We start from the raw sequence: 2,151 nt of genomic DNA, 5'->3' as shown, positions 1-2,151 counted from the left end.
CCTCATCCCGCGCGCGGAGCCTTTGCGCCGCTGGCCCGTTTGGGTCGCGTGACAGGGCCGGAATAACCGGATTCCAACTAACTTCTTGCTCCGGACAGGGGAGAATGGCATTGCCCGCTAATGCTTAACCGCCTGTATGCCCGCATCATTGCGCTGGCTGCCAGTCCGCACGCCGCCATCTGGCTGGCCGTCATCGCCTTTGCCGAGGCCAGCGTCTTCCCGCTGCCGCCCGACATCATGCTCGTACCCATGGTGCTGGCCTGCCGGGAACGCGCGTTCCGTCTGGCGGCCATCTGCACGCTGGCCAGCGTGTGCGGGGCCATACTGGGCTGGACCATCGGCGCGTTCCTGCTGGACTATGCCGCCATGCCCATCGCGCGGTTCTATCATGCCGAAAACACACTGCATGCCCTGCAGGAACGCTTCCGTGAATGGGGGGTGTGGATCGTCCTGTTCAAGGGGCTGACCCCCATCCCGTTCAAATTCGTCACCATCGCCAGCGGGGCCGCGCATTTTTCGCTGCCGCCGTTCCTGCTGGCCTGCGCCGTGACCCGTGGGGCGCGGTTCTTCCTGCTCGCGGCCCTGCTGCGCCGCTTTGGCGCGCCCATACAGGATTTTATCGAACGCAGGCTGCCGCTGGTGGCGCTTATGTTCGCGGTGGCGCTGCTGGGGGGCGTGGTGGCGCTGAAATATATCTGAGCGCCCGCATCAGGGCTTGCCTGCCCGCGTGGCAGTGTTCGGCCCCGGCGGGCCGTGATAGGCTGCGCGCCTTGTCATTTCATTCCGCGCGGCCAACCATGCGCCGGGCGGGTATCTATCCACGGGTGGGGAGCATAATTCATGCCGCAGCAGGTTGCTGTCATTACCGGAGCGGGCGCGGGAATCGGCCGCGCCACGGCGCGTACACTGGCGCGCGCGGGATGCGATGTCGCCCTGATCGGTCGTAACCGCGACCGGCTGGCTGACGCGGCGGCCGAACTGCGCGAACTCAATATCCGCACCCATATCGCCTGCGCCGACGTAGCCGACGCGGCGGCCGTCGAACAGGCCGCCGAGGAGATCGAGGAACAGCTCGGCCCCATCACGCTCTGGATCAACTGTGCCGGGGCGACCGTAACCGGCCAGATCGCTGCCCTGGGCGCCGATGAGATCCGGCGCGCGACGGAAGTCACCTATCTGGGCACCGTCAACGGCACGCGCGCGGCGCTGAGCCGCATGCGGCGGCGCGGGCATGGCACGATCGTCAACCTTGACCGGCTGGCCAGCCAGCGCCCGCCGCCGCTCCAGTCGGTGGAAAACGGGCGCGCGCCGCTGTCCGCGCCTTTTCCGAAAGCCTGCGGCCCGAAATCCTGCATGATGGGGACCGCATCCACATCGCGCTGGTTCACCTGCCCGCCATCAACACGCCGCGCTTTTCATGGACGCGGAACCATACCGGCAAGCACCTGAAGCCGATGGGCCCGGTCTATGAACCGAAATCGCGGCCGAGGCCATCTGCCGGGCCGCCTTCGGGCGGGAACGGGACATCTGGGTGGGCCTGTCGGGCATGCGCAACTGGGTGCTGAGCACCTTCCTGCCCGGCCTATCGGACCGCTGGCTGGCGGGCAAGGGGTATGGCCGACAGATGGAAAAAATGCCGGTTACGGGCGATGAACCCGATGACCTGTTCGAGACCGTACCGGGCGCTTACGCCGCCCATGGCCGTTTTGACATGATCACCCGCAAGGGCATGCCGCTGTTCCTGACCAGCCGCCACGCCCAGTTCGCCACGGTGGCGGGGCTGTTGGGGATGCTGCTGTTCGCGCTGCGCCGCAGGCGGGGCTGAAAACACGACGGCTTTTTAGAAGCTGCTTGGAAACAAGCAATTGAAATAAAACAATAAAAGTTTTTGGGTGCCGCCTTTTTTCAAAAAGGCGGCGTTCCCTGAAGCTTTCTGAAAACAGCCCCTTGCCTACCTGCTGGCGTCCCGCGCCATCAGGCAGGGAGTGATGCGGCCGAAGAGGCCACCCGCGCCCCGCCACGGTACAGATCCCCCGCCCAGACCCACCATTTCGCGCGCTGGACACCCGCCCGCGCGGCCCGTGCGGCGGCGGGACTGTCAAACAGGGCGTAGCAGGTGGCCCCCGATCCGCTCATGCGCGCAAGGCGGCA

1 protein-coding gene and 2 pseudogenes are annotated in these 2,151 nt (G+C 66.2%); 2 read left to right on the top strand and 1 reads right to left on the bottom strand.

Annotation, left to right across the window (positions count from 1 at the left end; genetic code table 11):
• The first annotated feature begins 120 nt into the window (after positions 1-120).
• Positions 121-699, top strand: coding sequence for a YqaA family protein (locus tag JCM25156_RS14535; RefSeq protein WP_025813639.1), 579 nt, complete (start codon positions 121-123; stop codon positions 697-699).
• Between the two features lie 141 nt (positions 700-840).
• Positions 841-1,825 (top strand): annotated as a pseudogene (locus JCM25156_RS32415) (SDR family oxidoreductase).
• A 149-nt stretch (positions 1,826-1,974) separates the two neighbouring features.
• Here the strand turns inward: JCM25156_RS32415 and JCM25156_RS24800 are convergent.
• Positions 1,975-2,151, bottom strand: a pseudogene (locus JCM25156_RS24800) (4-(cytidine 5'-diphospho)-2-C-methyl-D-erythritol kinase); the annotation flags it as partial.

The organism is Komagataeibacter kakiaceti JCM 25156 (assembly GCF_000613305.1).
This window is presented reverse-complemented; position numbering and strand designations above follow the sequence as displayed.